This is a genomic window from Hyphomicrobium sp. B1 (assembly GCF_049532635.1).
Lineage (GTDB): Bacteria > Pseudomonadota > Alphaproteobacteria > Rhizobiales > Hyphomicrobiaceae > Hyphomicrobium_B.
This window is the reverse complement of sequence record NZ_CP134871.1, coordinates 1,082,604-1,104,651: the sequence shown is the minus strand read 5'-3', so window position 1 is coordinate 1,104,651 and position 22,048 is coordinate 1,082,604. Positions and strand designations below refer to the sequence as shown.

24 protein-coding genes are annotated in these 22,048 nt (G+C 60.4%); 9 read left to right on the top strand and 15 right to left on the bottom strand.

Annotated elements, in window-relative coordinates:
* Nucleotides 1-7 precede the first annotated feature (7 nt).
* Nucleotides 8-1,240, top strand: a complete 1,233-nt coding sequence (locus tag RLW55_RS05400; protein ID WP_423415802.1) for an FAD-dependent monooxygenase — start codon at nt 8-10, stop codon at nt 1,238-1,240.
* Here RLW55_RS05400 and rimM read toward each other — a convergent pair.
* The 4 genes from rimM to ffh all read right to left on the bottom strand — a co-directional run bounded on the left by rimM (nt 1,237) and on the right by ffh (nt 4,363).
* Nucleotides 1,237-1,827 (bottom strand): ribosome maturation factor RimM, encoded by a 591-nt coding sequence (gene rimM / locus RLW55_RS05395; protein ID WP_414464303.1) that lies wholly within the window; start codon nt 1,825-1,827, stop codon nt 1,237-1,239. The genes RLW55_RS05400 and rimM overlap by 4 nt on opposite strands.
* Nucleotides 1,828-1,851: 24 nt before the next feature.
* Nucleotides 1,852-2,214, bottom strand: a complete 363-nt coding sequence (locus tag RLW55_RS05390; protein ID WP_013950216.1) for a hypothetical protein — start codon at nt 2,212-2,214, stop codon at nt 1,852-1,854.
* Between the two features lie 130 nt (nt 2,215-2,344).
* A complete protein-coding gene (gene rpsP / locus RLW55_RS05385; RefSeq protein WP_013950217.1) occupies nt 2,345-2,719 on the bottom strand; it encodes a 30S ribosomal protein S16 in 375 nt (124 codons plus the stop codon).
* Between the two features lie 45 nt (nt 2,720-2,764).
* Complete coding sequence (gene ffh / locus RLW55_RS05380; RefSeq protein WP_409561554.1) at nt 2,765-4,363, bottom strand: signal recognition particle protein; 1,599 nt, start codon at nt 4,361-4,363, stop codon at nt 2,765-2,767.
* 510 nt (nt 4,364-4,873) lie between these two features.
* On the opposite strand from ffh, the gene RLW55_RS05375 reads away from it, so the two are divergent.
* Nucleotides 4,874-6,157, top strand: coding sequence for a DUF2130 domain-containing protein (locus RLW55_RS05375; RefSeq protein ID WP_013950219.1), 1,284 nt, complete (start codon nt 4,874-4,876; stop codon nt 6,155-6,157).
* Between the two features lie 24 nt (nt 6,158-6,181).
* Here RLW55_RS05375 and RLW55_RS05370 read toward each other — a convergent pair whose 3' ends face one another.
* Entirely contained in the window at nt 6,182-6,745 is a 564-nt protein-coding gene (locus RLW55_RS05370; RefSeq protein ID WP_423415801.1) for an acyloxyacyl hydrolase, read from the bottom strand.
* Nucleotides 6,746-7,251: 506 nt separating this feature from the next.
* On the opposite strand from RLW55_RS05370, the gene dapF reads away from it, so the two are divergent.
* The 6 genes from dapF (at nt 7,252) to RLW55_RS05340 (ending at nt 12,533) form a co-directional block, all read left to right on the top strand.
* The gene (gene dapF / locus RLW55_RS05365) at nt 7,252-8,121 is read left to right on the top strand and encodes a diaminopimelate epimerase (RefSeq protein WP_423415800.1); all 870 of its coding nucleotides are present in this window, start codon (nt 7,252-7,254) and stop codon (nt 8,119-8,121) included.
* A 56-nt stretch (nt 8,122-8,177) separates the two neighbouring features.
* Nucleotides 8,178-9,440, top strand: a complete 1,263-nt coding sequence (gene mtaB / locus RLW55_RS05360; RefSeq protein ID WP_423415799.1) for a tRNA (N(6)-L-threonylcarbamoyladenosine(37)-C(2))-methylthiotransferase MtaB — start codon at nt 8,178-8,180, stop codon at nt 9,438-9,440.
* On the top strand, nt 9,437-10,546 hold the full coding sequence (gene ftsY / locus RLW55_RS05355) for a signal recognition particle-docking protein FtsY (protein ID WP_423415798.1): 1,110 nt from the start codon (nt 9,437-9,439) through the stop codon (nt 10,544-10,546). The genes mtaB and ftsY overlap by 4 nt, the downstream gene beginning before the upstream one ends.
* Before the next feature lie 24 nt (nt 10,547-10,570).
* Entirely contained in the window at nt 10,571-11,233 is a 663-nt protein-coding gene (locus tag RLW55_RS05350) for an inner membrane-spanning protein YciB (protein WP_024275002.1), read from the top strand.
* An 11-nt stretch (nt 11,234-11,244) separates the two neighbouring features.
* A complete protein-coding gene (locus RLW55_RS05345) occupies nt 11,245-11,868 on the top strand; it encodes a septation protein A (RefSeq protein WP_409561558.1) in 624 nt (207 codons plus the stop codon).
* Nucleotides 11,869-12,158: 290 nt separating this feature from the next.
* Complete coding sequence (locus RLW55_RS05340; protein ID WP_245261435.1) at nt 12,159-12,533, top strand: MarR family winged helix-turn-helix transcriptional regulator; 375 nt, start codon at nt 12,159-12,161, stop codon at nt 12,531-12,533.
* A gap of 41 nt (nt 12,534-12,574) precedes the next feature.
* On the opposite strand, the gene RLW55_RS05335 is transcribed toward RLW55_RS05340, so the two are convergent.
* Entirely contained in the window at nt 12,575-13,606 is a 1,032-nt protein-coding gene (locus RLW55_RS05335; protein ID WP_409563320.1) for an aspartate-semialdehyde dehydrogenase, read from the bottom strand.
* A gap of 138 nt (nt 13,607-13,744) precedes the next feature.
* Nucleotides 13,745-14,209 (bottom strand): DUF4174 domain-containing protein, encoded by a 465-nt coding sequence (locus RLW55_RS05330; protein ID WP_414464311.1) that lies wholly within the window; start codon nt 14,207-14,209, stop codon nt 13,745-13,747.
* A gap of 123 nt (nt 14,210-14,332) precedes the next feature.
* Here RLW55_RS05330 and RLW55_RS05325 point away from each other — a divergent pair, with 123 nt between their 5' ends.
* On the top strand, nt 14,333-14,785 hold the full coding sequence (locus RLW55_RS05325) for a hypothetical protein (protein ID WP_409561560.1): 453 nt from the start codon (nt 14,333-14,335) through the stop codon (nt 14,783-14,785).
* A gap of 101 nt (nt 14,786-14,886) precedes the next feature.
* Here RLW55_RS05325 and leuB read toward each other — a convergent pair whose 3' ends face one another.
* The 8 genes from leuB to RLW55_RS05285 all read right to left on the bottom strand — a co-directional run bounded on the left by leuB (nt 14,887) and on the right by RLW55_RS05285 (nt 21,843).
* Nucleotides 14,887-16,002, bottom strand: a complete 1,116-nt coding sequence (gene leuB, locus RLW55_RS05320; RefSeq protein WP_423415797.1) for a 3-isopropylmalate dehydrogenase — start codon at nt 16,000-16,002, stop codon at nt 14,887-14,889.
* Between the two features lie 161 nt (nt 16,003-16,163).
* Nucleotides 16,164-16,757, bottom strand: coding sequence for a DUF4337 domain-containing protein (locus tag RLW55_RS05315; RefSeq protein ID WP_409561562.1), 594 nt, complete (start codon nt 16,755-16,757; stop codon nt 16,164-16,166).
* Nucleotides 16,758-16,789: 32 nt separating this feature from the next.
* Nucleotides 16,790-17,464 carry a 2,3-bisphosphoglycerate-dependent phosphoglycerate mutase gene (locus RLW55_RS05310; protein WP_013950233.1) on the bottom strand — a complete coding sequence of 225 codons (675 nt, stop codon included), beginning with the start codon at nt 17,462-17,464 and terminating at the stop codon, nt 16,790-16,792.
* Nucleotides 17,465-17,506: 42 nt separating this feature from the next.
* A complete protein-coding gene (dapB, locus tag RLW55_RS05305) occupies nt 17,507-18,310 on the bottom strand; it encodes a 4-hydroxy-tetrahydrodipicolinate reductase (protein ID WP_423415796.1) in 804 nt (267 codons plus the stop codon).
* 136 nt (nt 18,311-18,446) lie between these two features.
* Nucleotides 18,447-18,980: an inorganic diphosphatase gene (gene ppa, locus RLW55_RS05300; RefSeq protein ID WP_414464314.1), complete on the bottom strand. Its 534-nt coding sequence runs from the start codon at nt 18,978-18,980 to the stop codon at nt 18,447-18,449.
* Nucleotides 18,981-19,125: 145 nt separating this feature from the next.
* Nucleotides 19,126-19,632, bottom strand: coding sequence for a GNAT family N-acetyltransferase (locus RLW55_RS05295; protein ID WP_414464315.1), 507 nt, complete (start codon nt 19,630-19,632; stop codon nt 19,126-19,128).
* A gap of 162 nt (nt 19,633-19,794) precedes the next feature.
* Nucleotides 19,795-20,271: a phasin family protein gene (locus RLW55_RS05290; RefSeq protein ID WP_013950237.1), complete on the bottom strand. Its 477-nt coding sequence runs from the start codon at nt 20,269-20,271 to the stop codon at nt 19,795-19,797.
* A 273-nt stretch (nt 20,272-20,544) separates the two neighbouring features.
* The gene (locus RLW55_RS05285) at nt 20,545-21,843 is read right to left on the bottom strand and encodes an ATP-dependent DNA helicase (protein ID WP_423415795.1); all 1,299 of its coding nucleotides are present in this window, start codon (nt 21,841-21,843) and stop codon (nt 20,545-20,547) included.
* Between the last annotated feature and the right edge of the window lie 205 nt (nt 21,844-22,048).

The following is a 22,048-nucleotide window of genomic DNA, read 5'->3' as shown; positions in this document are numbered from 1 at the left end:
TCGATAGATGCCAAAATTGAACTTCGATGTCGCGATTGTCGGCGGCAGTTTTGCGGGACTGGCGGTTGCGCGCGGATTGGCGCAGGCGTTTGGACCCGATATTCGGCTGGCGATCATCGACAGGGTTGTTCCGGCGACCGAGCACGCCGACGATAGCCGCGGCTTTGCGATCTGGGCCGGCGCACAGAAGGTCCTGGAAAGCCTCGGGGTCTGGGACGGTATTCGCGATGCCGCGGAGACTGTGACGGCGATCGAAATTTCTGATTCGCGGCTTGACGATGCTTTCCGGCCTGCGCTCGTTACCTATGACGCGCGGACGGACGACGGATCGCCTGCCGCCTATATCGTTCCGGCATCGGTGCTCGCCACCGCGCTCTATCGATCCGTTGCGGGCGATCCGGCGGTGACGTGGTTTGCACCAGCCGAGATCGAAAGCGCGCAGTGGGGCGAGACGGCCAGCGATCTCACTTTGCGCGATGGCACTGTCGTCAGCGCCGCGCTGACGATTGCAGCCGACGGGCGGCAGTCGAAGCTTCGCGAGGCTGTCGGCATCAAGACTGTCGGATGGCCCTACGCGCAGACGGGCATCGTCGCGCGGGTGAAGTTCAGCGAGCCGCATGGCGCCGTCGCCATCCAGCATTTTCTACCCGGCGGTCCGTTTGCGATTTTGCCGCTTCCGGGAAATCGCGCGTGCATCACGTGGAGCGCCGACAAAGACGAAGCAGCGCGCACGATCGCGCTCGACGATGCCAGCTTTCTGGCTGAGCTCGATCGTCGGATCGGTGGCCGGTTCGGCACGATTTCGCTCGACGGGCCGCGGCAATCGTGGCCGCTCGATTTGCGTTTGCCGCGCCGCTTGATTGCGCCACGCTTCGCTTTGGTCGGGGACGCTGCGCACGGTGTGCATCCGGTTGCTGGGCAAGGCGTCAACCTCGCGCTTCGCGATGCTGCGGCGATGATTGAAATTCTTGTCGATGCCGGACGCATCGGGCTCGACTTCGGCAGCGGTACGCATCTTGAGCGCTATCAGCGCTGGCGCCGGTTCGATTCGGCGATGTCGGCGACGCTCTATGACGGGATCAATCGGGCATTTGCGATCGACAGCATGGTTCTGCGCGCGGGCCGTGGTGCTGCGCTCGGCGTGCTCGACCGCATTCCCAGCCTGAAAGAGTTGATCATCGCCGAGGCGGCAGGCGTCACCGGCGACTTGCCGAAACTCGCGCGCGGCGTTGCCGTCTAGGCGTCGGCCTCATCCTCTGCGGACGATCCGTCGTCTTCATCGCTGTCGTCGTCCACGGTGACGGCGGGGCGATTGATGATGAGCATGCCAGCGTCGAGATCGACGCTCGGCACCCAGCGATCTTCGAAGGGAATGAATTCCGTCTCGCCTTCGAGTGGTTTCAATTCGAGAAGATCGCCGGCGCCGAAATTCTGCACGGAGACGATCTTTCCAAGCGCGCTGCCGTCGGCTGCGACTGCGCGCAGGCCGATGAGGTCGGCGTGATAGAACTCGGTTTCGCCCGTTTCCGGAAGCTTACTGCGCTCGATGTAGAGCTTTGTGCCGCGCAGCGGTTCGGCACCGTTGCGATCCTCAACGCCCGCAACACGAGCGACAATACCCTTGCTCGTGACGCGGACGACGCGGAGCGAATAGCTTTTCTTGCCGCTTGCGTCGGTCAATGGGCCGTAAGCGGCGATGGCGTCCGGAGTCTCGGTATAGCTGCGGACTAGCACGTCGCCGCGGATGCCGTGGGCGCCGGTAATCTCACCAACGAGGATACGGCGGTCGGGCGATGGTTTTTCTGATGCTGTCTCTGATGCTGTCATGGGGCTCTTGATGGCGTGCAACGATCACGGGGGCAAGGGGCCGAGATAGGTAATCTCAATGTCGATCGTTTTGCCGCCGATGCTGATTGTCGTGTTCTGGGAGCGGGCGAACGGGTCGACATCGCCAAAGATCGGGATCCGAATGCTCGGGTTGCGGGTTCGGACGCGCCGAAGGGGGATTTCGTAGGTGCCGCGAATGGCCGACAGGCGCATGTGATGGACGCGCTGGGGCAGGAGACGTCCCATACAGACGCGACCCTCAGAATCGGCGCCGAACAGCCGGCCGCCGCGACATACCAAAATGAGTCGGCTGGCCGGGGCCGAGAGCGGGCTCGGTTTGGTCCGGACCACCTCAAACAGACCATTGACGCGCGTTATCTGGTTCAATTTCGGACCTCCCCACGAATTAACGATCGAAAGTCGGAGGCGGTCCAAAAGTCGGGCCAGTCAGATCTGCAACAAAAAGGCCCCCCGAAGCCTATTCGGGAGGCCTGTTTGTTTGTTCGGGCGCAGTCTCTTAAGCCTGCTCGCCCTGAGCAGCAGCCTCGGCGGCCTGAGCTGCTTTCTCGGCAGCAGCAGCGGCGCGCTCCTGGGCCTTCTTCTTCGGCTTGGCCTTTTCAGGGTTGTTGCGCGCATCACGCTTGGCGAAGCCGTTGGCGTCGAGCAGGCGGAGGACGCGGTCGGTCGGCTGAGCGCCGACGCCGAGCCAATGCTTCACGCGCTCTTCGACGAGCTTCACGCGGTTCGGGTCGTCCTTCTTGAGCATCGGATCGAACGTGCCGATCTGCTCGATATAGCGGCCGTCGCGCGGGCTCGTGCCGTGGGCGACGACGACGTAGTAGTAAGGACGCTTCTTCGCGCCACCGCGCGACAAACGAATTTTCACCGACATTTTCTTCTTCTCCTGATCAAATCAAAATGTGTTTTTGGATGGGGGTTATCTTTTCTTTCCGGGAATCCCAGGGAATTTCGGCATTCCACCGCCGAGACCCGGAAGACCTTTGGGAAGTCCGCCGCCGAGGCCGGGAAGGCCGCGGCCAAGTCCCGGTGGCAGACCCGGCATTCCACCGCCGGAGCCCGACGCAGGAGCCGTGCCCTTGGCGATCTGTTCTTTCAATTCCGCGGGCAACTGTTCCAGCGCCTTGGGATCGAGCTTTGCGAGCTCGGCCTGCATCGACTGCAATTCGGCTTCAGAAGGTCCGGCGCCGGTGCGGCCGAGGAACTTGTTCATTAGGCCGCCGTTGCGGCCCATGGTCTTCATCATGTCCGCCATCTGGCGGTGCATTTTGATGAGCTTGTTGATGTCTTCAGGCTTTGTGCCTGAACCCGCCGCGATGCGGCGCTTGCGCTTGGCGTCGAGAATTTTGGGGTTGCGCCGTTCCTTCGGCGTCATCGACGAGATGATGGCGCGCTGGTGCACGAGGCTTTTGTCGAGGCCAGCTTCGTTGATCTGGCCTTTGATCTTGGCGACGCCGGGAAGCATGCCGAGCACACCGCCCATGCCGCCGAGCTTCTGCATCTGGGCGAGCTGATCGGACAGGTCTTCGAGGTCGAACGACCCCTTCTTCATCTTTTCGGCGATCTTCGTCGCCTTTTCGACGTCGATCGTCTGCGCGGCCTTCTCGACCAGCGAGACGACGTCGCCCATGCCGAGAATGCGCGAGGCAATGCGGCCGGGATGGAAGTCTTCGAGCGCGTCCCACTTTTCGCCGACGCCGATGAGCTTGATCGGCTTGCCGGTGACGGCACGCATGGAGAGTGCAGCGCCGCCGCGGCCGTCGCCGTCGGCGCGCGTCAGGACGATGCCGGTGATGCCGATGTGACCGTCGAATGCCTTCGCTGTGTTGACGGCGTCCTGGCCGGTCAGCGCGTCGGCAACGAGCAGGACTTCATGCGGATGGATCGCGGCTTTGACGTCGCGGGCTTCGTCCATCAGCTCTTCGTCGACCGTCACGCGGCCGGCGGTATCGTAGATGATGACGTCATAGCCCCCGAGCTTGGCGGCATCTTCGGCGCGGCGCGCGATCTGCAACGGCGTTTGTCCGGCGATGATCGGCAGCGTCGCGACGCCCGTCTGCTCGCCCAACACGCGAAGCTGCTCCTGGGCTGCCGGGCGGCGCGTGTCGAGCGACGCCATCAGGACTTTCTTGCGGTCGCGGTTGGTCAGGCGATAGGCGATCTTGGCGGTCGTCGTCGTCTTGCCCGAGCCCTGGAGGCCAACCATCAGGATGCCGATGGGCGGGGCGGCGTGCAGATCGATCGGTTCGGCATTCGAGCCGAGCGTAGCAACCAGCTCATCGTTGACGATCTTGACGACCATCTGCCCGGGCGTGACCGAGCGCAGGACTTCGGCGCCGACAGCCTTGGCTTTGACCTTCTCGGTGAAATCCTTGACGACATCGAGCGCGACGTCGGCTTCGAGCAGCGCCCGGCGAACTTCGCGCATCGCTTCGACGACGTCGTTCTCGGTCAGAGCGCCGCGGCGGGTGAGCTTATCGAGGACGCCCGAGAGGCGTTCTGTGAGCGATTGAAACATTCAGCCTTCGTTTCCGAGCCGCCGGAAATTGCCCTAATCGTTACGTGACCCCGGCACAGGCCGGGGCCCATTCAAACTTGCGTCGGGTTGGATTTGTCTGGATCCCGGTCTTCGCCGGTATGACGAAGAGATAGGATCGGCAGCGCAAAGCACAAACGCACCCGGGGGCGCAACGCGCTGCCGGATGTTAACCCCCCTGCCTCCCGGACGCTTTCGCGAAAAAGGCCATGTGCAGGGCGGCGGCTTCTTGAATAGAGGCCGTCGGAATGGGCGAGGGTATGCGGGAAACGGGCGCGGAAGTCAACGTGGCGCTCATCCCCAGCGAAGTCGCCCTTCTCGCGCCAATCCCCTCATTTTTGAAGCGCGAGTCAGGTTGGATGGCGGCGATAGCGGTCGAGTAACGCTAAATCCTGGCGTTAAAAGAACAATATCAGAAAGTAACGTATACAAGACAAGAACGACGGCCTATTGTGGGGCTCGGCTATCGCCTCGTTTGGAAGGAAGCTCGCGTTGACCGATCTGACCATTACCTGCCCGAACTGCGATCATGAGATTGCGCTGACGGAATCGCTTGCCGCGCCGCTGATCGCCGATACCCGCCGCCAATTCGAGGCGGCGGCAGCAAAAAAGGATCGCGAGATCGCCGCCCGCGAAGCGGCCATGCAAGAGAAGGCCGGCGAACTCGAAAAGGCGCGCGCGTCGCTCGATGCGATGGTCGCTGAAAAGCTCGTGGTCGAGCGCCAACGCATCGTCAGCGAAGAAGCGCAGAAGGCAAAGCAGCGCGCCGCGGCCGATCTCGAAGAAAAGGCCAATGCTCTTGCCGAACTTCAGAACGTGCTGAAGGAGCGTGATCAGAAGCTCGCCGAAGCGCAGAAGGCGCAGGCAGAGTTCCAGAAGAAAGTGCGCGAATTGGACGACGCCAAGCGCGAGATGGACTTGAACGTCCAGAAAGGCATCAGCGCCGGTCTTGAGAGCGAGCGGGCGAAAGCCAAGCTCGAAGCCGAAGAGGCGCTGAAGCTCCGCGTCTCGGAAAAAGATCAGATCATCGCGTCGATGCAGAACAAGATCGAAGAGCTGAAGCGCAAGGCTGAACAGGGCTCGCAGCAATTGCAGGGCGAAGTGCTCGAACTTGAGCTTGAGAATTTGCTGCGTGCGAGATTTCCGCTTGATGGGATCGAACCCGTGCCGAAGGGCGAGTTTGGTGGCGATCTCGTGCAGCGCGTCGTCGGCGCTTCGGGGGCGGCGTGTGGCTCGGTGCTGTGGGAGATGAAGCGGACTAAGAACTGGCAAGACGGCTGGATTGCGAAGCTGCGTGAGGATCAGCGGCGGGCAAAGGCGGAATTCGCTGTGATCGTCTCGACCGCGTTGCCGAAGGGCGTGCATACGTTCGATCTCGTCGACGGTGTGTGGGTTGCCGACTTCAAATGCGCCGTTCCGATCGCGATCGTGCTGCGGCAACTGCTGATCGACGTGGCAACGGCGCGTGTGGTCGGAGAGGGCCAGCAAAGCAAAATGGCGCTCGTCTACGACTACCTAACGGGACCGCAGTTTCGTCACCGCGTTGAGGCGATCGTCGAAAAATTCGACGAAATGCAAAGCGATCTCGATAAAGAGCGCAAAGCCATGACCAAGCTGTGGGCGAAGCGGCAGGCGCAGATCGATGGGGTGCTCGCGGCGACCGCTGGCATGTACGGCGACCTTCAAGGCATCGCGGGCAAGGCGCTGAAAGAGATCGAAGGTTTCGAACTTCCGATGCTGGAAGATGGGAAGGACGACGAGTCAGAAGCGGCCTAGCCGGGAGCGAGCCTCTCCGCGCTGCTAGAACCGATAGCCGTAGCGCATGCCGATGCGGTCCATGCCTTCGTTGTATTTCTCGGTGTAGGCGTTCGACATGTGCTCAAAATAGACTGAGATGTCGTTGTGTTCGTCGAGGTGGTAGCCAACTTCCATCGGAATGTGGAACAGCACACGGGAGCCCAGCCATTTGCGATCCGGATCGGAGCCTGCGCCGCCGATTTCGCCATCGTGAAAGGCAGCGCCAAGGCCGAGACCGAAGAACAGTCCCGATGGGCAGTCGCCCTGCCAGCGCGCGTCGATGTAGCCGTCGCTGGTCTGGCCGCGGGTGTTGATCGAGCCGCCGATCACGGGGCGGATGGCGCCCCACGGCAGTGCCCAGGCGGCGTTGAACTGGGCTTCGATGTTGATGTCGACCGCGTTCTTTTCGACCTGGAAGCCACTCCAGAGGTCTGGCACGTCGTGGGCCAGCGCGCCGATCTTCAGGGCATAGAGCATGTCGTCGGCAGCGGCACCGGCGCTGACGGCGATAAGCCCGAGCAGAGCCGCGATGCCGGACGCTGCCACGGTGCGCACGAAACTCTTCATTCGGAAAGCTGCCCCCGGCCTTCGAATTGGCTCCTCAAGACAGCAACGTGTGCGCCGATTTTCCCCCTCCGGCAAGGCAATGCCAAGGAAATCCCGCCGGGCTGGCGGGACCGTCACATCGGCCGATCGGCCTAGTTTGGGGGGCGGCTGGAGCGCTTCAGCACCTTTGTCCAGTTGCGAGCCAATCGGAAGACGCGGCGCTGATAGGCTCGCTCATCCGGGGCCAGGCAGATGCAGCCATAGCAATAGCAGGGTCGGGCGCGGGCAAAAGCGACCCGGAAAAGCAGCGAACTGTAGGCGGAATGCGACATCAAGGTCTCTGAGAGGATAAATCGCCGCCCACCGGCGTGCGGTCAGGCGTTTTCGGCGACCTAAACGGTTGCTCAAGAAATATTGTTCCGTCCAGAGGATAATGCGGGAAATTCCTGCGCCCTGCCCGGGTGCGTCGGGCCGTTCTGAGTGGGTTCGGAATTGTCATTTTTCCCGCTTCTCGCCATATAGGCCCGATGAACACGGCAACGACCCTTCCCTTTCTCAAGATGAACGGCCTCGGCAACGAGATCGTCGTCGTCGATTTGCGCAATAGCGCCAAGACGTTCACCGCGGAGGAAGTGGCGGCGGTCGCGGCCGACCGGAAATCCCGGTTCGACCAGATGATGGTTTTGCACGCGCCGCGGACGACCGGCACGGAATCGTTCGTGCGGATCTACAACGCGGATGGCTTGGAGGCAGGCGCCTGCGGTAACGGCATGCGCTGTGTCGGCTGGTTTTTGTCGGAAGGCGGTTCGCGGGAGCGGTTCCTGGTCGAGACGCGCGCCGGCGTGCTCGGCACCGTCGTCAGAAATCAGGCGTCGATCACGGTCGATATGGGGGAACCCAAGTTCGGCTGGCAGGACATTCCACTGGCGGAAGAGTTTCGCGATACGCGCGCCATCGAACTTCAGGTCGGGCCGATCGACCATCCGGTCCTGCATTCGCCATCCGTCGTCAATGTCGGCAATCCGCATGCGATCTTCTGGGTCGACGATGTCGAGGCCTACGACCTCGGCCGGTTCGGTCCGCTGCTCGAAAACCATCCGATCTTTCCAGAGCGCGCGAACATCTCGATTGCGCAGGTGACGTCAGACGCCTCGCTTCTTCTCAGGACGTGGGAACGCGGCGCGGGCCTGACTCTCGCGTGCGGGTCGGCCGCGTGTGCGTCGGCGGTCTGCGCGGCGCGCAAGAAGCTCACGGGGCGCAAGGTAGCGGTCACGCTGCCGGGCGGCACACTCGAAATCGAATGGGCCGAGAATAATCATATCTTCATGACGGGCCCGGTCGAATTCGAGTACGAGGGCGTCATCGACTTTTCCAAGCTGACCAAAGTGTCGGTCTGATCGCGCTGGCCGGAGACCGCTTAACGAGCGATTTTAAGAAAGAAGTCACTGCGCTCATGTCCGAACCTCAGGTGATCACGCTCGGCTGCCGGCTCAACACGTATGAGTCCGAAGTGATGCGCCGGCACGCGCGCGAGGCGGGTCTCGATAACGCGATTATCGTCAATACGTGCGCGGTGACGGGCGAAGCGGTGCGACAGGCGGCGCAAACGGTTCGCAGGCTGCGGCGCGAGAAGCCCAATGCGCGCATCATCGTGACGGGATGCGCGGCGCAGATCGAGCCGGAACGTTTCGCCGACATGCCGGAAGTCGATCATGTCGTCGGCAATGCCGAGAAGATGCAGGCGGAGACGTTCGCCGGGCTATCGATTGCGGACGGCGAACGCGTGCAGGTCAACGACATCATGAGCGTGCGTGATACGGCGCTGCACATGATCGATGGGTTCGGTTCGCGGACGCGGGCCTATGTGCAAATTCAGAACGGCTGCGATCACCGCTGCACGTTCTGCATCATCCCTTTCGGCCGCGGGCCGTCGCGATCGGTTGCGGCGGGCGAAGTCGTGACGCAGGTGCGCAGACTTGTCGAAAAGGGCTATGCCGAGATCGTGCTGACCGGCGTCGACATCACGTCATACGGTCGCGATCTGCCGGGTTCTGCGACGCTCGGCAAACTCGTTCGGCAAGTGCTGAAGCATGTGCCGGAGTTGGCGCGCTTGCGGCTGTCGTCGATCGATCAGGTCGAAGCCGACGACGATCTGATGATCGCGCTGCGCGACGAGGAACGTCTGATGCCGCATCTGCATTTGTCTTTGCAGGCAGGCGATGATCTGACGTTGAAGCGCATGAAGCGGCGGCATTTGCGGTCTGATGCAATTGCGTTTTGCGAAAAGGCGCGCGCGCTGCGTCCTGATATCGTGTTCGGGGCCGATCTGATTGCGGGCTTTCCGACGGAAACCGATCAGATGTTCGAGAATTCCTATCGTATCGTCGATGAGTGCGGCCTGACGTATCTGCACGTCTTTCCGTTCTCGGCGCGGCGCGGCACGCCGGCCGCCCGCATGCCGCAAGTCAACGGCACCATCATCAAGGAGCGCGCGGCAAGGCTGCGTGAAAAAGGAACAAACGTGCTCGCTTCGTATCTTCAATCTCAACGCGGCCGCGTCGTCGATGTGCTCGTCGAAAGTGACGGCAAGGGACGCACGCCGCAATTTGCCGAAGTGTTATTTCACGGAGAGGCGCCGTTTGGCGCTGGGGCGGTCGTTCGGACGGAAATCAAGGGCGCCGATGCGCAACATCTGATCGGCGAGGCGTGCGCGTGAGCGAGCCAAAGGAAAAAGGCAAAGGTCTGTTCGGGCGATTGTTCAAGGGCGGCGCTGCTGCGCCTGTTGCACAGGAAAAGGAAGCGACAGACGAAGCGAGCATCGCCGTCTCGGACGATAACCCGCCGATGGCCGAAGTCCCTACGACGGTTCCCGTGGCCGTGGCTCCTGCGCCCAAAGCAGAGCCCGTCAAGCAGAGCTGGTTTCAACGGCTCAAATCGGGGCTCGGCAAGACGTCGTCGAAGCTGACGACCGGGATCACCGATCTCTTTTCCAAGCGCAAACTCGATGCCGAGACGCTGGATGATCTTGAAGACCTTTTGATCCAATCCGATCTCGGTCTGGAGACGACGAGCCGCATTACGGCGGCCATCGGGAAGGGCCGGTTTGAAAAAGGCATTTCAGCCGAAGAGGTTCGCAGCGTGCTGTCGGCCGAGGTCGAGCGCGTTCTGGCGCCGGTTGCGAAGCCGCTTGTCATCGATCCGTCGCGAAAGCCGCACGTGATCATGATGGTGGGCGTCAACGGCACCGGCAAGACGACCACGATCGGCAAGCTCGCGACCAAATTCAGGGCTGAGGGAAAATCGGTTCTGCTCGCAGCGGGCGATACGTTTCGTGCCGCGGCCATCGACCAGTTGAAGGTCTGGGGCGAACGTACGGGGTGTCCCGTTGTCGCGCGCGAAGTTGGCGGGGATTCCTCAGGCTTGGCGTTCGACGCCTTAAAACAGGCGCAAGCATCAGGTGCGGATGTGCTTTTGCTCGATACCGCCGGTCGCCTGCAAAACAAGCAAGTGTTGATGGAAGAGCTCGAAAAAGTTACACGCGTTCTGAAAAAGATCGACCCAAGCGCGCCACATGACGTCGTGCTCGTGCTCGATGCGACGACCGGTCAGAATGCCCTGCAACAAGTCGAGGTCTTTCGAGATCGCGCCGGAGTGACAGGATTGGTCATGACGAAACTCGACGGCACGGCGCGCGGCGGCATCCTGGTTGCAATCGCGGCGAAGTTCGGCCTGCCCGTCCACGCCGTCGGTGTTGGCGAAAGCGCCGATGACCTGCAGCCGTTTTCTGCGCAAGATTTCGCTAACGCCATTGCCGGAACTTGAAGCCTCGGGGGAACGGATCACGAGATGACGCAAGACGTAAACATTCGGAATGCTTCTGTTCCGCCAGCGCGTAAAAGTTGGTTTCCGTTCAATGCCGAGCAGACCATCAACATCATGAGCGAATTCGGCCCGCTCGTGACGATGTTCATTGTCAACGCGGCGCTCGGCATCGAAGCAGGCACCTGGGCGTTGATCATCACGACCCTGATGGCGATCGGCGTGATGTTCTACATGTTTCACCGGCCGCCGATCTTTCCGTTGATCGCGTCGAGCGTGACGGTGGCGTTCGGGATGCTGACGCTGGTGACGGGCGATCCGATGTGGGTTCAGATCAAAGTTACGATCTTCAACGCGTTGTTCGCCGTATTTCTGATCGGCGGCTTGTTCGTTAAGCACAATTTCTTTCAGTACGTCTTCGAGAAGACGTTCCGCTACACTGACGAAGGCTGGAACAAGTTCACGTGGAGCTTCGCTCTCTTCTTCTTTTTGACGGCAATTGCGAACGAATATGTCCGCCGGGTCTACGTGGAGGACCACTTTTACAAGATCCTGGGTCACGAAATGAGCGGCGTGAACGTCTGGATTTTGTTCAAAGTCGCGATTGTGTTGCCGGTCTCTGGCGTTTACGCATGGATCCTAACGCGGCTGATGCAGAAGTACCGCTTGCCCGATCCTGCGCACGAGTGAGGCCTGAGACGATGTCGGAACAGAACAAAGTTTCAGAGACGAGCGACGGTCCGCAGCTCGACCGCAAGCAGCTCATCAAGTTCATCGTCGAGCTTGGTCCGCTGCTCGTGTTCTTCTTCGTCAACAGCCACTATGGCATTTTCGCAGGCACGGCGGCTTTCATGGTCGCCACCGTCATTGCGCTCGTGGCGTCGCGGGTGTTTCTCGGCCGGATCGCAACGATGCCGCTCGTGACGGGCGTCTTCGTGCTCGTGTTCGGCGGCCTGACGCTTTATCTGCAAGATGATCATTTTATCAAAATGAAGCCGACGATCGTGAATGGTTTGTTCGCCGCTATTCTGGCCGGCGGGTTGCTGTTCGACCGGCTGTTCCTGAAAATCGTATTCGGCGACGTCATGCGTCTCACGCGTGAAGGCTGGCGCATTTTGACGATCCGCTGGGCGCTTTTCTTCGTAGTACTGGCGGTTCTAAATGAAGTGATGTGGCGGCTCTTCTCGACCGACACGTGGGTGACGTTCAAGGTGTTCGGTATCATGCCGCTAACGTTCGTGTTCGCGTTGGCGCAAATCGGTGTCCTAAAAAGATACGAAGATACGACGCCAAACACCGGCGCACTTTCGTCCGACGACATTTAATTGCCCGCGCATCGTGCGCGCTGTTTCGCCATCCAGAAAACTTTTCGATTTCTCGAACGACGATTGTATTTTCGCTAGACGGAGTGCCCTGGCTTGTGTTTCTTGTCAGGAACTATGAACTAAGTTGAGTTAGTTTTGCTTGCCGGTCGGGGGCTGATGCGTGGACCGGTGGGGTGAAACGTGTGGGGCATGGAATGGGACGAGACTCCGCAAACAGTCGCCTCGAGCGATCGCCTTTGCATCTGCTACACCGAGCCGGACAATGTGCGTCCGAAATCTTTCAAACCGAATTGGGCAATGACGAGCTCACCCCTCGGCAGTATGCGATTCTGCTGACCGTTGCGCAGAACGAGGGCCTGAGCCAGACGCATCTCGTGGAGTTGACGGGCATCGACCGGTCGACGCTCGCGGATGTCGTTCGGCGCATGCTCAAGAAGGGCCTGCTGCAGCGGCGCCGGACGCGGGATGACGCCAGGGCCTATGCCGTCAAGCTGACGGAAGAAGGCGCGCGGATCTTGAAGACGCATGATCCGATGGCGCGCCGGGTCGATGAGCGCATTCTGTCGAGCCTTCCGGCGCAGCAGCGCGACCGCTTTCTGCAGGATCTCAACGCCATCGTGCAGACGCTCAATAAGCTCAAAGAAAAGGAAAACGCCGGCAAGTGATTTGCCGGCGTTGCCATTTCATCAGCTGAAAGCGTTGCGTTTTATGCTGCCTTTTTCGGCAGCAGGCGCTGGTTGATGATCGCCTCGGCGATCTGCACCGCATTGAGAGCCGCGCCCTTCAGCAGGTTGTCCGAGACAATCCACATCGTCAGGCCGTTCTCGACGGTCGCGTCCTCGCGGATGCGCGAGACGAAGGTCGCGTATTCGCCGGCGGCTTCGACGGGCGTGATGTAGCCGCCCGGCTCGCGCTTATCGATGACCATGATGCCGGGTGACGCGCGTAGGATATCGCGGGCTTCTTCGGGGCTGATCGGCTTTTCGAACTCGATGTTGACGGCTTCGGAGTGGCCGACGAACACCGGCACGCGCACGCACGTCGCCGTCAGCTTGATCTTGGGATCCAAGATCTTCTTGGTCTCGGCCAACATCTTCCATTCCTCTTTCGTGTAGCCGTCTTCCATGAAGACGTCGATGTGAGGAATGCAGTTGAACGCGATCTGCTTCGGAAACTTCTTCGGGTCGACTTCCTGGCCCGGAACGTACTTGCCCTTGGTCTGCTGCCAGAGCTCGTCCATGGCGTCCTTGCCCGCGCCGGAGACCGACTGATAGGTCGAGACGATGACGCGCTTAATCGTTGCCGCGTCATGCAGCGGCTTCAGCGCGACGACAAGCTGAGCCGTAGAGCAGTTTGGATTGGCGATGATGTTCTTCTTCGTGAAGCCACGGATGGCGTCAGCGTTCACTTCCGGCACGATCAGCGGCACGTCCTGGTCATAGCGCCAGCACGATGAGTTATCGATGACGATCGCGCCCTGCGCGCCGATACGCGGCGACCATTCCTTCGAGACGGTCGAACCCGCGGACATCAGGCAGAAGTCGACGCCGGAGAAGTCGAACGTTTCAAGGTCGCGGCATTTGATGACGGAATCGCCGAAGGAAACCTCCGTGCCGATCGAACGGCGGGAGGCCAAGGCGTAAAGCTCGCTGATCGGAAACTTCCGCTCGGCGAGCACATTCAGCATCTCGCGGCCTACGTTGCCGGTTGCGCCGACAATGGCGACCTTATAGCCCATGACGGTTATGTCCTTGAAATCTATGTGTTTTGCGTTGAGCGTCAGCGACGACGCAACGCCCGTTTGCTGGCCGTTCACATACGCGGCCCGCGCCGGAGTTTCAAGGACTGTCAAGGCCGTCGGCGTCGCGGCCTCAAATCAGCGTTGCGCCTCGTGCGTGGCGGGCACCGCGTCGGTCGTCTCGAAGAGCTGCGCCGCGGTGATCGGGACATCGGAAACCAATTCGATCCCGCCGTGCTCGTCCGCAAGGATGGTTCGAAATTCATCGGCGCCGACTTGGTAGCGGGCCCGCAGTCTCACGGCAGGTGCTACGACGTAAGACCCAAGCTGGGCCGACGCCGTTTTGCCCACAACATAAACAAGAGAGATCTCGCGAACTTCGAGGTCGTCTTGTTTGTTGTCGAAAGCAGCAAGCTGCTTGGCCAAGGCCTTGCTGAGCATGTCCGGAGCGAAGATCAGCAATGAGTGGCGATGCGTGTTCGACTCGTTCGCGCTTGCGGGCTGAGCGATTGCCGCGTCGAAGATGTTCACCAGGGCCGGATTAAGAACTGCGTAACCAAACAAAGACAAAAGAATAAATGGAAATTTCTTGAATATTCGCATGCGCCGTCCCCAGAGAATCAGCCCACGTCGTATTCATCTGAGGGAATTTGTCGGAGCATGTGAATGTCATAATTCCATGACCAACTTGTTTTCTGTTGAATTCTCGGGGCGGAGAAGAGCGCGGTGAAGACGTTAAAGCCGTTGGCAGCCTTGGTTTTTGGACTATTTGGCGTCTGCGCGCCGATGACCATGACGTCGGCGTTCGCTATCAGCGCGTGGCTTTCTGATGCCGAGCTGCAACGCTTTTCCAACGCGACGATCGATGGCCGCTATGCCAACGGCAAGCCGTTCACCGAGCATTACGGCAGCGACGGGCGGCTGCATTACGTCGAGCACGGGATGACGCTCGGCGGCCATTGGTCGATCACGCAAGGCTCGCTCTGCACGATCTACGATTATGACGAGACAGGCGGGTGCTATCGCGTGATGCGCGTCGATACGAACTGCTACGAGTTCTATTTCATCTCACGGACGGAAGCGACGGTTCCGCGGTCGGAAGACGGCAAGCCGCGCTGGACGGCACGCGGGGCGATCCAAGGGCAAGCCAGCGCTTGCCGCGACGAGCCTGCTGTTTGATTGCGCATTGCGACTTCGCTCCGCGAAGCCGGCCGTAGTATTCCTGGCGCTTGGCGACTCTCCTTCGTCGAGCCGGCCGCCAAGCGCGGACGTAAGTTTGTTTACGCCGCCAAAGCTTTGAGTTCGGTTTCGATGGCCTGGCCCATCTCCGTCGTGCCGACTTTGGTCATGCCGGGCTGCATGATGTCGCCGGTGCGCAGGCCCTTATCGAGAACCTTCGAGATCGCTTTCTCGACGAGGTCGGCTTCGGCGCCGAGATCGAAGGAATAGCGAAGCGCCATGGCAAACGATGCGATCGTGGCGATCGGATTGGCGAGGCCTTTACCGGCGATGTCGGGAGCCGAACCGTGCACCGGCTCGTAAAGCGCTTTGCGGCGTCCGGTCGTTGCGTCGGGGGCGCCGAGCGATGCTGACGGCAGCATGCCGAGCGAGCCTGCCGCCATCGAAGCTTCGTCCGACAGGACGTCGCCGAACAGGTTGTCGGTGACGATGACGTCGAATTGCTTCGGATTGCGGATCAGCTGCATCGCGCAGTTGTCGGCGAGGATGTGCTCAAGCTTCACGTCTGGTGCATAGGCCTTGTGGACCTCAGTCGTGACCTCTTTCCAGAGCACGCCCGTGCGCATGACGTTGTGCTTCTCGGCCGAGTGGACGAGGTTGCGGCGCCTCTTGGCGAGGTCGAAGGCGACCTTGGTGATGCGTTCGATTTCGTGTGTCGTGTAAACTTGCGTGTCGACGGCGCGCTTCTCGCCGTTCTCAAGCGTGACGATTTCCTTCGGCTCGCCGAAGTAGACGCCGCCCGTCAGCTCACGCACGATCATGATGTCGAGGCCTTCGACCAGCTCGCGCTTCAGGCTCGAGGCATCGGCCAGTGCGGGGTAGCAGATCGCAGGACGCAAGTTGGCGAAGAGGTCGAGATCCTTGCGCAGGCGGAGCAGGCCAGCTTCCGGGCGGTGCTGGTAGGGAACGTTCGCCCACTTCGGGCCGCCGACGGCGCCGAAGATCACTGCGTCGGCCTTCTTGGCCTTCGCCATCGCGTCCTCGGTGATGGCGACACCGTGCGCATCGTAGGCCGCGCCGCCGACGAGATCGCGCTCGATATCGAAATGGACGGCGTTGCTCCGGGCATTGAAGAACGCGATGAGCCGCTCGACCTCTGCAATCGTTTCGACGCCAATGCCGTCGCCGGGAAGGAGCAGGAGGGTGTGCGTCGTCATCGGTTAACGGTCCTTAGCCAAGGGATGAGGGAATTCGGTGGGGGGAGTGCTAGCGTTTGCACCGTCGCCGGGCAAGCACCCGGCGGCGAAAAACGCCACTTTGGCGCAGAGAGTGCTATGCAACCGATAGGGCGCCCCCCGGCAGGCGGGGCCACGGCCGCTTAGGACATGAACGCGGGTAGCGTGAAGGCGAGCGTAAAGCCACCGAACGTCAGCACGGCACCGACAATGCCCATCGCGAAGCTGACGAAGAGCAGCATGTTGCCGCCCGAGATCAGAGCGACGGACGCCAGCACGATCGCGATCTGCAGAAGCGCCTGGGCAAAATCGAAATAGGGATCTTTCTTCAGCGCTTCGTCGCGGATCGCTTCGAGGCCCTTACCCGTTGTGAAGAGTTCGTCGAGGCCTTCGCCGCTCTTGGGATCGGTGGTTAGCAGCTTGTCCTGCGCCTTGTAGTCGGCGATTTTCATTTCGATGAATTTCTTCGCGTCGTCCGGCATGGTCGGCGACATTTTCAGCATCGCCTCATATTCTTCGGCGTGAAGGCGGAGCGCCTGCCGTCGCGCGTTTTTCGCCTGGAAAAAGGCCCAGGTGTTGGAGGCTGCGATATTTTCCTGAAGTGCGTCCTGCTCGGCGTTGCTGCCTCCGAGGCTGCAAATCGCAAGGACGACGGCGAGGATGCCGACGTAGACGCCAATGAGCTTGTCGCGCGACTTCATGTTCTCGCGCTCAACCGCAAGTTCTTCCAACGCCATGTGAAGTCCCCCCCAACTGAAACAGTACGTCGTCAGACGATACGGTCTTCGGGTGGCGCGGCAAGGGATCGTGCGGGCAACAGGTCTTTGCGATCGATGGCGCGGCCGTCCGCGCCAAGCCGATACAGAATGGGCGCGCCGGTCGCAAGCTCCCGCTCAAGGATTTCATCCTTGTCGAGGTTTTCGAGGATCATCACCAGAGAGCGCAGGGAATTACCGTGCGCTGCAATAATGACGTTCTTGCTGGCGGTGATCTGGGGCCAAATGGCTTTGTCATAATAAGGACGCACGCGGGCCAGCGTGTCCTTCAGGCTTTCGCCACCGGGAGGAGCGATATCGTAGGAGCGCCGCCAGAGCTGCACCTGCGCTTCGCCCCATTTCTTGCGGGCCTCGTCCTTGTTGAGACCTGAGAGCTCGCCATAGTCGCGCTCGTTGAGGGCGGCGTCCTTGATGATCGGGACGTCAGGCTGGCCGAGTTCGGACAGAATGATATCGAGCGTGCGCTGGGCGCGCTTCAACGCGCTCGTGAAGGCGATGTCGAACTTGACGCGATGATCGCGGATCATACGTCCCGCGACGCGGGCTTCGATCACGCCCTTTTCGGTCAAGTCGGGATTGCGCCAGCCGGTGAAGAGATTGAGTTTGTTCCACTCGCTCTCGCCGTGCCGTACGAGTACCAGAATGTTGTCCGTCAGAGCGTCTGTCATGTCTTCGGTCTAGGGGCCTCCAGCCGCGCTTACGGCAATAGCTTAAAGCGCAATTCCTAATACGTTGGTCATACCATAAAGACCTGGTGCACGGCCTTTTGTCCAAAGCGCGGCCTTGACCGCACCGCGGGCAAAAATTCCTCGGTCGGTTGCGCTGTGGGTTAGCTCGATGCGTTCACCCTCGCCTGCGAATATCACCGTATGCTCACCGACGACGGTGCCGCCGCGTAACGTGGCGAAACCGATATCGTCTTTCCGGCGCGGACCCGTCACGCCATCACGGACGCGAACGGAATGGGCGCCGAGGTCGAGGCCTCGGCCGGCGGCTGCGGCTTCTCCCAGCATCAAGGCCGTTCCCGAAGGGGCATCGACCTTCATGCGATGATGCATTTCAACAATTTCGATGTCGAAGTCGTTCCCGAGCGCGGCTGCGGCCTGACGCGTCAAGGCCATAAGCAGATTGACGCCAAGGCTCATATTACCAGCCTTGACGATGGCCGTTTCCTTGGCTGCGGCCGCAATCGCGGCTTCGGCGGCGGCATCGAAACCTGTGGTGCCGATAATGGCGGCCGTTTTTGATTTGGCAGCGAGACGCGCAAACTCAACGCTTGCCTTGGGAACCGTAAAATCAACGATGGCGTCGGAAGCGGCGATAACAGCGGCAGCATCGTCGCTGACAGTAAGGCCGATGGGCTCAAGGCCCGCGAGCGTGCCGATATCCTTGCCCAGAACTGCAGAGCCTACCGTTTCGGTCGCGCCGCTAATCGTACAGCTGGGTTCAGCTGCAATCGCGCGTATCAGTTCGCGGCCCATACGGCCGGCCGCGCCCATGACGGCGATCTTCATATCATCTCCGGTTCGCTCGGCGATTGCCATTCGGCGGGCCGATATAGCAATGCCGTTACGCGAGCGTAAAGAGGACAGCTCCGAAAATCGCCGCCACGCCGTTTAAAACGCCTGTTTGGTTGACTTCGGTCAAAAGTCAGGCCGGGGTCTTGGCTCGCTCAAGCGCTTTGAGGATAAGGTCATGTGCCTCATCAACATGGCCCCAATGGTCGATCTTAACCCATTTGCCGGGTTCTAGATCTTTGTAGTGAGCGAAAAAGTGCTCGATCTGCTCGACCGAGATTTTCGGCAGATCGGTATAGGTTTTGACCGAGTCGTAGCGTTTCGTGAGCTTGGTGGACGGTACGGCGATGATCTTCTCGTCCGGACCACCGTCGTCTTCCATCACAAGTACGCCAACCGGGCGGCAGTTGATGACGGCGCCGGGAACGATCGCGCGCGTATTGCAAACCAGGACGTCGATCGGGTCGCCATCCGAGGAAAGCGTATGGGGAACGAAGCCATAGTTCCCGGGATAGCGCATCGCCGTATAGAGGAAGCGATCGACGACGAGAGCGCCTGAGGCTTTATCCATTTCGTATTTGATCGGCTCGCCGCCGACGGGGACTTCAATCACGACGTTGATATCGTCGGGCGGGTTTTTACCGGGCTTGATAGCGTCGAGACGCATGGGAGATAACCTCAAATCAAATCATTCGGTTCGGGGGTCACACTTGCCGGGAAAGCATGGGCCGCACAACCGCTCATAGGTCGCACATCGGCGCAGAAAAAGTAAAAAATGCGGCGCTGTCGGAGCGAAATCGAAATTTTGCCGGCTACCACTCGAAGGCGATCCGGGTGCTCAATCCTTTACCAAACCGGACGCAGGAACGGCGCGTCGCCCGGCCGCCGCAGCGGCGATAGAAAGTGCAGGCTCTTTCGTTGCCTTCCAGCGCCCAGACGATCAGCCGTTCGAGGTCGAGGGAGTCGAGCGTGGAGCGGCAGACTTCAAACAAATGCTCGCCCAGCCCCAGGCCCTGGTAGACCGGCGCGAGATAAAGCTCATAGATTTCGCCGACGTCGCGGCCGCCGCCGCGGGCCCGTCCGCATGTGGCATAGCCAGCAACCGTTTCGCCGTGCAGGATGACGAGCAGATTGCGTTCAGACGAAATGGCGCGCCGCCACCATATGGCGTCACGGCGCAAGATCTCACGTTCGAGATAAAGGGCAGGGAGAATGCCGGTGTAGGCGAGGCGCCAGGAGTCACGAAATATCGTGGCGAGCGCGGCGGCATCGGCGGGCCGGGCGTTGCGGACAGAAACCTCAAGCCTCTGGTTCAGCATACGGACACTCTAACTCCAAGTTGGAGAAAAGGCATCACGTCTCGATGCATATCGTGAAAATAAAAAAGACGCGGAGAGCAATCTCCGCGTCTGATGTATGAATTACGTGCCCCACTCGACGCTTGCTTTAAGCAATGCATCGTATTCGCATCGGCGTGACCGTTAGCCGACGGTCTTGAACTGCTCGAACGACTTCGTCGTTGCAGCGCCGACTGTTTCGAGTGCCTGCTTCGTGACCTTGCTCGAGAGCTCGAAGAGCTCTTTCGACTGCGAGCCAGCGACAGCAAACTGCTGCTGCCAGTAGTTGGCCTGCAGGCGAGCGATCTCCGGGAAGGTGCGCGCGCGTGCCATCGCCTGAGCCGCTTCGAAAGCTGCTTCAGTATTGGCGAGCGTGTTGGCGACGATCTTTTCGCCGATCGACTTGGCGCCGGCCTGAGTCGTCAGCATCACTTCTTCAGCGACCTTGGCGTTGTCTTTGGCCATGGCGGTGAACTTGTGATAGGCGTCACGCGATTTCGCGATGGCGTCTTCAGCGAACGCAGAGATGTTCTCGGGGACCTTAGCGTCCTTGCCGGCGGTAAACATCTCTTGGGCTTGTTTGGTGAAGTCCTGGACTTGACGAGTAAAAGCGTCGGTCATGGGGTCACTCCTAAAAAGAGCAATATCGGCTGAGCGTGAATTTGAAATCTGCTGTCTGGCGCCCGACGGCAAAACCAGTGGTGAATATATATGCAAATGTATTGTGCGTTGCAACAAGTTTTTGCCGCGCACCTGTGAAATGGGGTTTTGAGACTCGCAAATCGCGTCCTTATGCCTCAAATATGTCCGTACACTGACCCGGCCGGGCAGGGGGAGCCCTATCCTTTTGTTCGCACTTGCGAAATGATGTTTTTTCGCCGCACCCCGGGCTGATCAAAGTTTTGAAAAAACATCGCGGTAACCGACCGTGCTCGGATCGAACATTATGTCGCGGCGGGTGAGCGGGCGGGCGAGTACGAGGCCCTCGAGCGTCCGGCAGCGGGACAGCGCGACGTAGGTTTGGCCGTGGGCAAACGTCCCCGAACCCAGATCGATATATACCTTATCGAGGGTCAGGCCTTGGGCCTTATGGATCGTCAACGCCCAGGCGAGGCGGAGCGGGAACTGCTTGAACGTTCCGGCGATGGTTTCGACGATCTTTTCCTGCGACTGATCGAAGGCGTAGCGGCGGTGTTCCCAGGCGACCTGCTCGACCTCGTATTCCTTGCCGGACACTTCGATGAAGATCTGCTTCTCCGTCAGGCGCGAGACGCGGGCGATGGTGCCGTTGACCCAGCGGCGGTCCGGATCGTTGCGCAACATCATGACCTTTGCGCCGGCCTTTAGCTCAAGGGCGGTTTCGGCGGGCTGGACGTTTGCTGCGAACTCGCCGGTGATGTTGGCGTCGAAACGGTTGGCGCGGCCGGGAAGGGCCTCGAGATAGGCGGTGTTGATGCGTTTTGCGGCGGCGTTCGTCGTCGTCAGTATGACGAAAGGTTCGCCTTCCGACAGGGTGCGAATAGGGCTCACGCGCTTATTGATGAAAGCGAGATCATCGTCGCTGACGTTGCCCTCGCGGACGGCATTCAGGACGTGGATCAAGGCGTCATCTGTCTGGCGGAAGATCTGCTCCAGTTCGAGGAGCGCAGTGCCCGCGCCTTCGCGAAGGGCCGGGATTGAGAAGAAGAATGGGCTGCCATGTTCTTCAGTCAAATGGGCGAGGACTTCGCGTTCCTGGACGACGGGTGGCAGCTGATGCAGGTCAGCAAATAACAACAGGCGTGCGCCACCAAACGGTTCGCGCGGGCGCCCGCGGTTGACGCGCAGCGCTTTGTCGATCGCCCACATCATGTCCGAGCGCACCATCGAGGCTTCGTCGATGACGACGAAATCGAGCTTGCGCATGACGCGGCCGTTACGGCTGCGCTTGATGTCGTTGTCCTGGATGAGTCTCGGCGGAAAACCGAAAAAAGAATGGATCGTCTGGCCGCCGATGTTGATGGCTGCGAGGCCGGTCGGCGCTAAGACGACCATGCGATCCTCGTAGGTATCGCGCAGGGCTTTCAGCAGCGTCGACTTGCCGGTTCCGGCACGGCCGGTGACGAAGAGGTTGCCGCTATTTTCTTCGGCGATGAAGGCCGCGGCGCGTTCGAACGCCGGCGTCGGCGTGATACCGTCAGGCCAAGCAATCACGACCGCCCTCGCAGCGAGGGGGTCTCGTTATCAGTTATTGAAGATTGGAGCATTCTGAGCGTGTTCCGCCACGGGCCTAGCGCACGAAGATTTGAGACCCAAAGGAAGAGAAATCAAAGGCGGTCACTCAAGTCAAATTGTGAGTGCTGTTGGAAATCGGTTGGTCATAGGACGCAGACGGCCCCACCGGCCGTCCGCGCCGAAA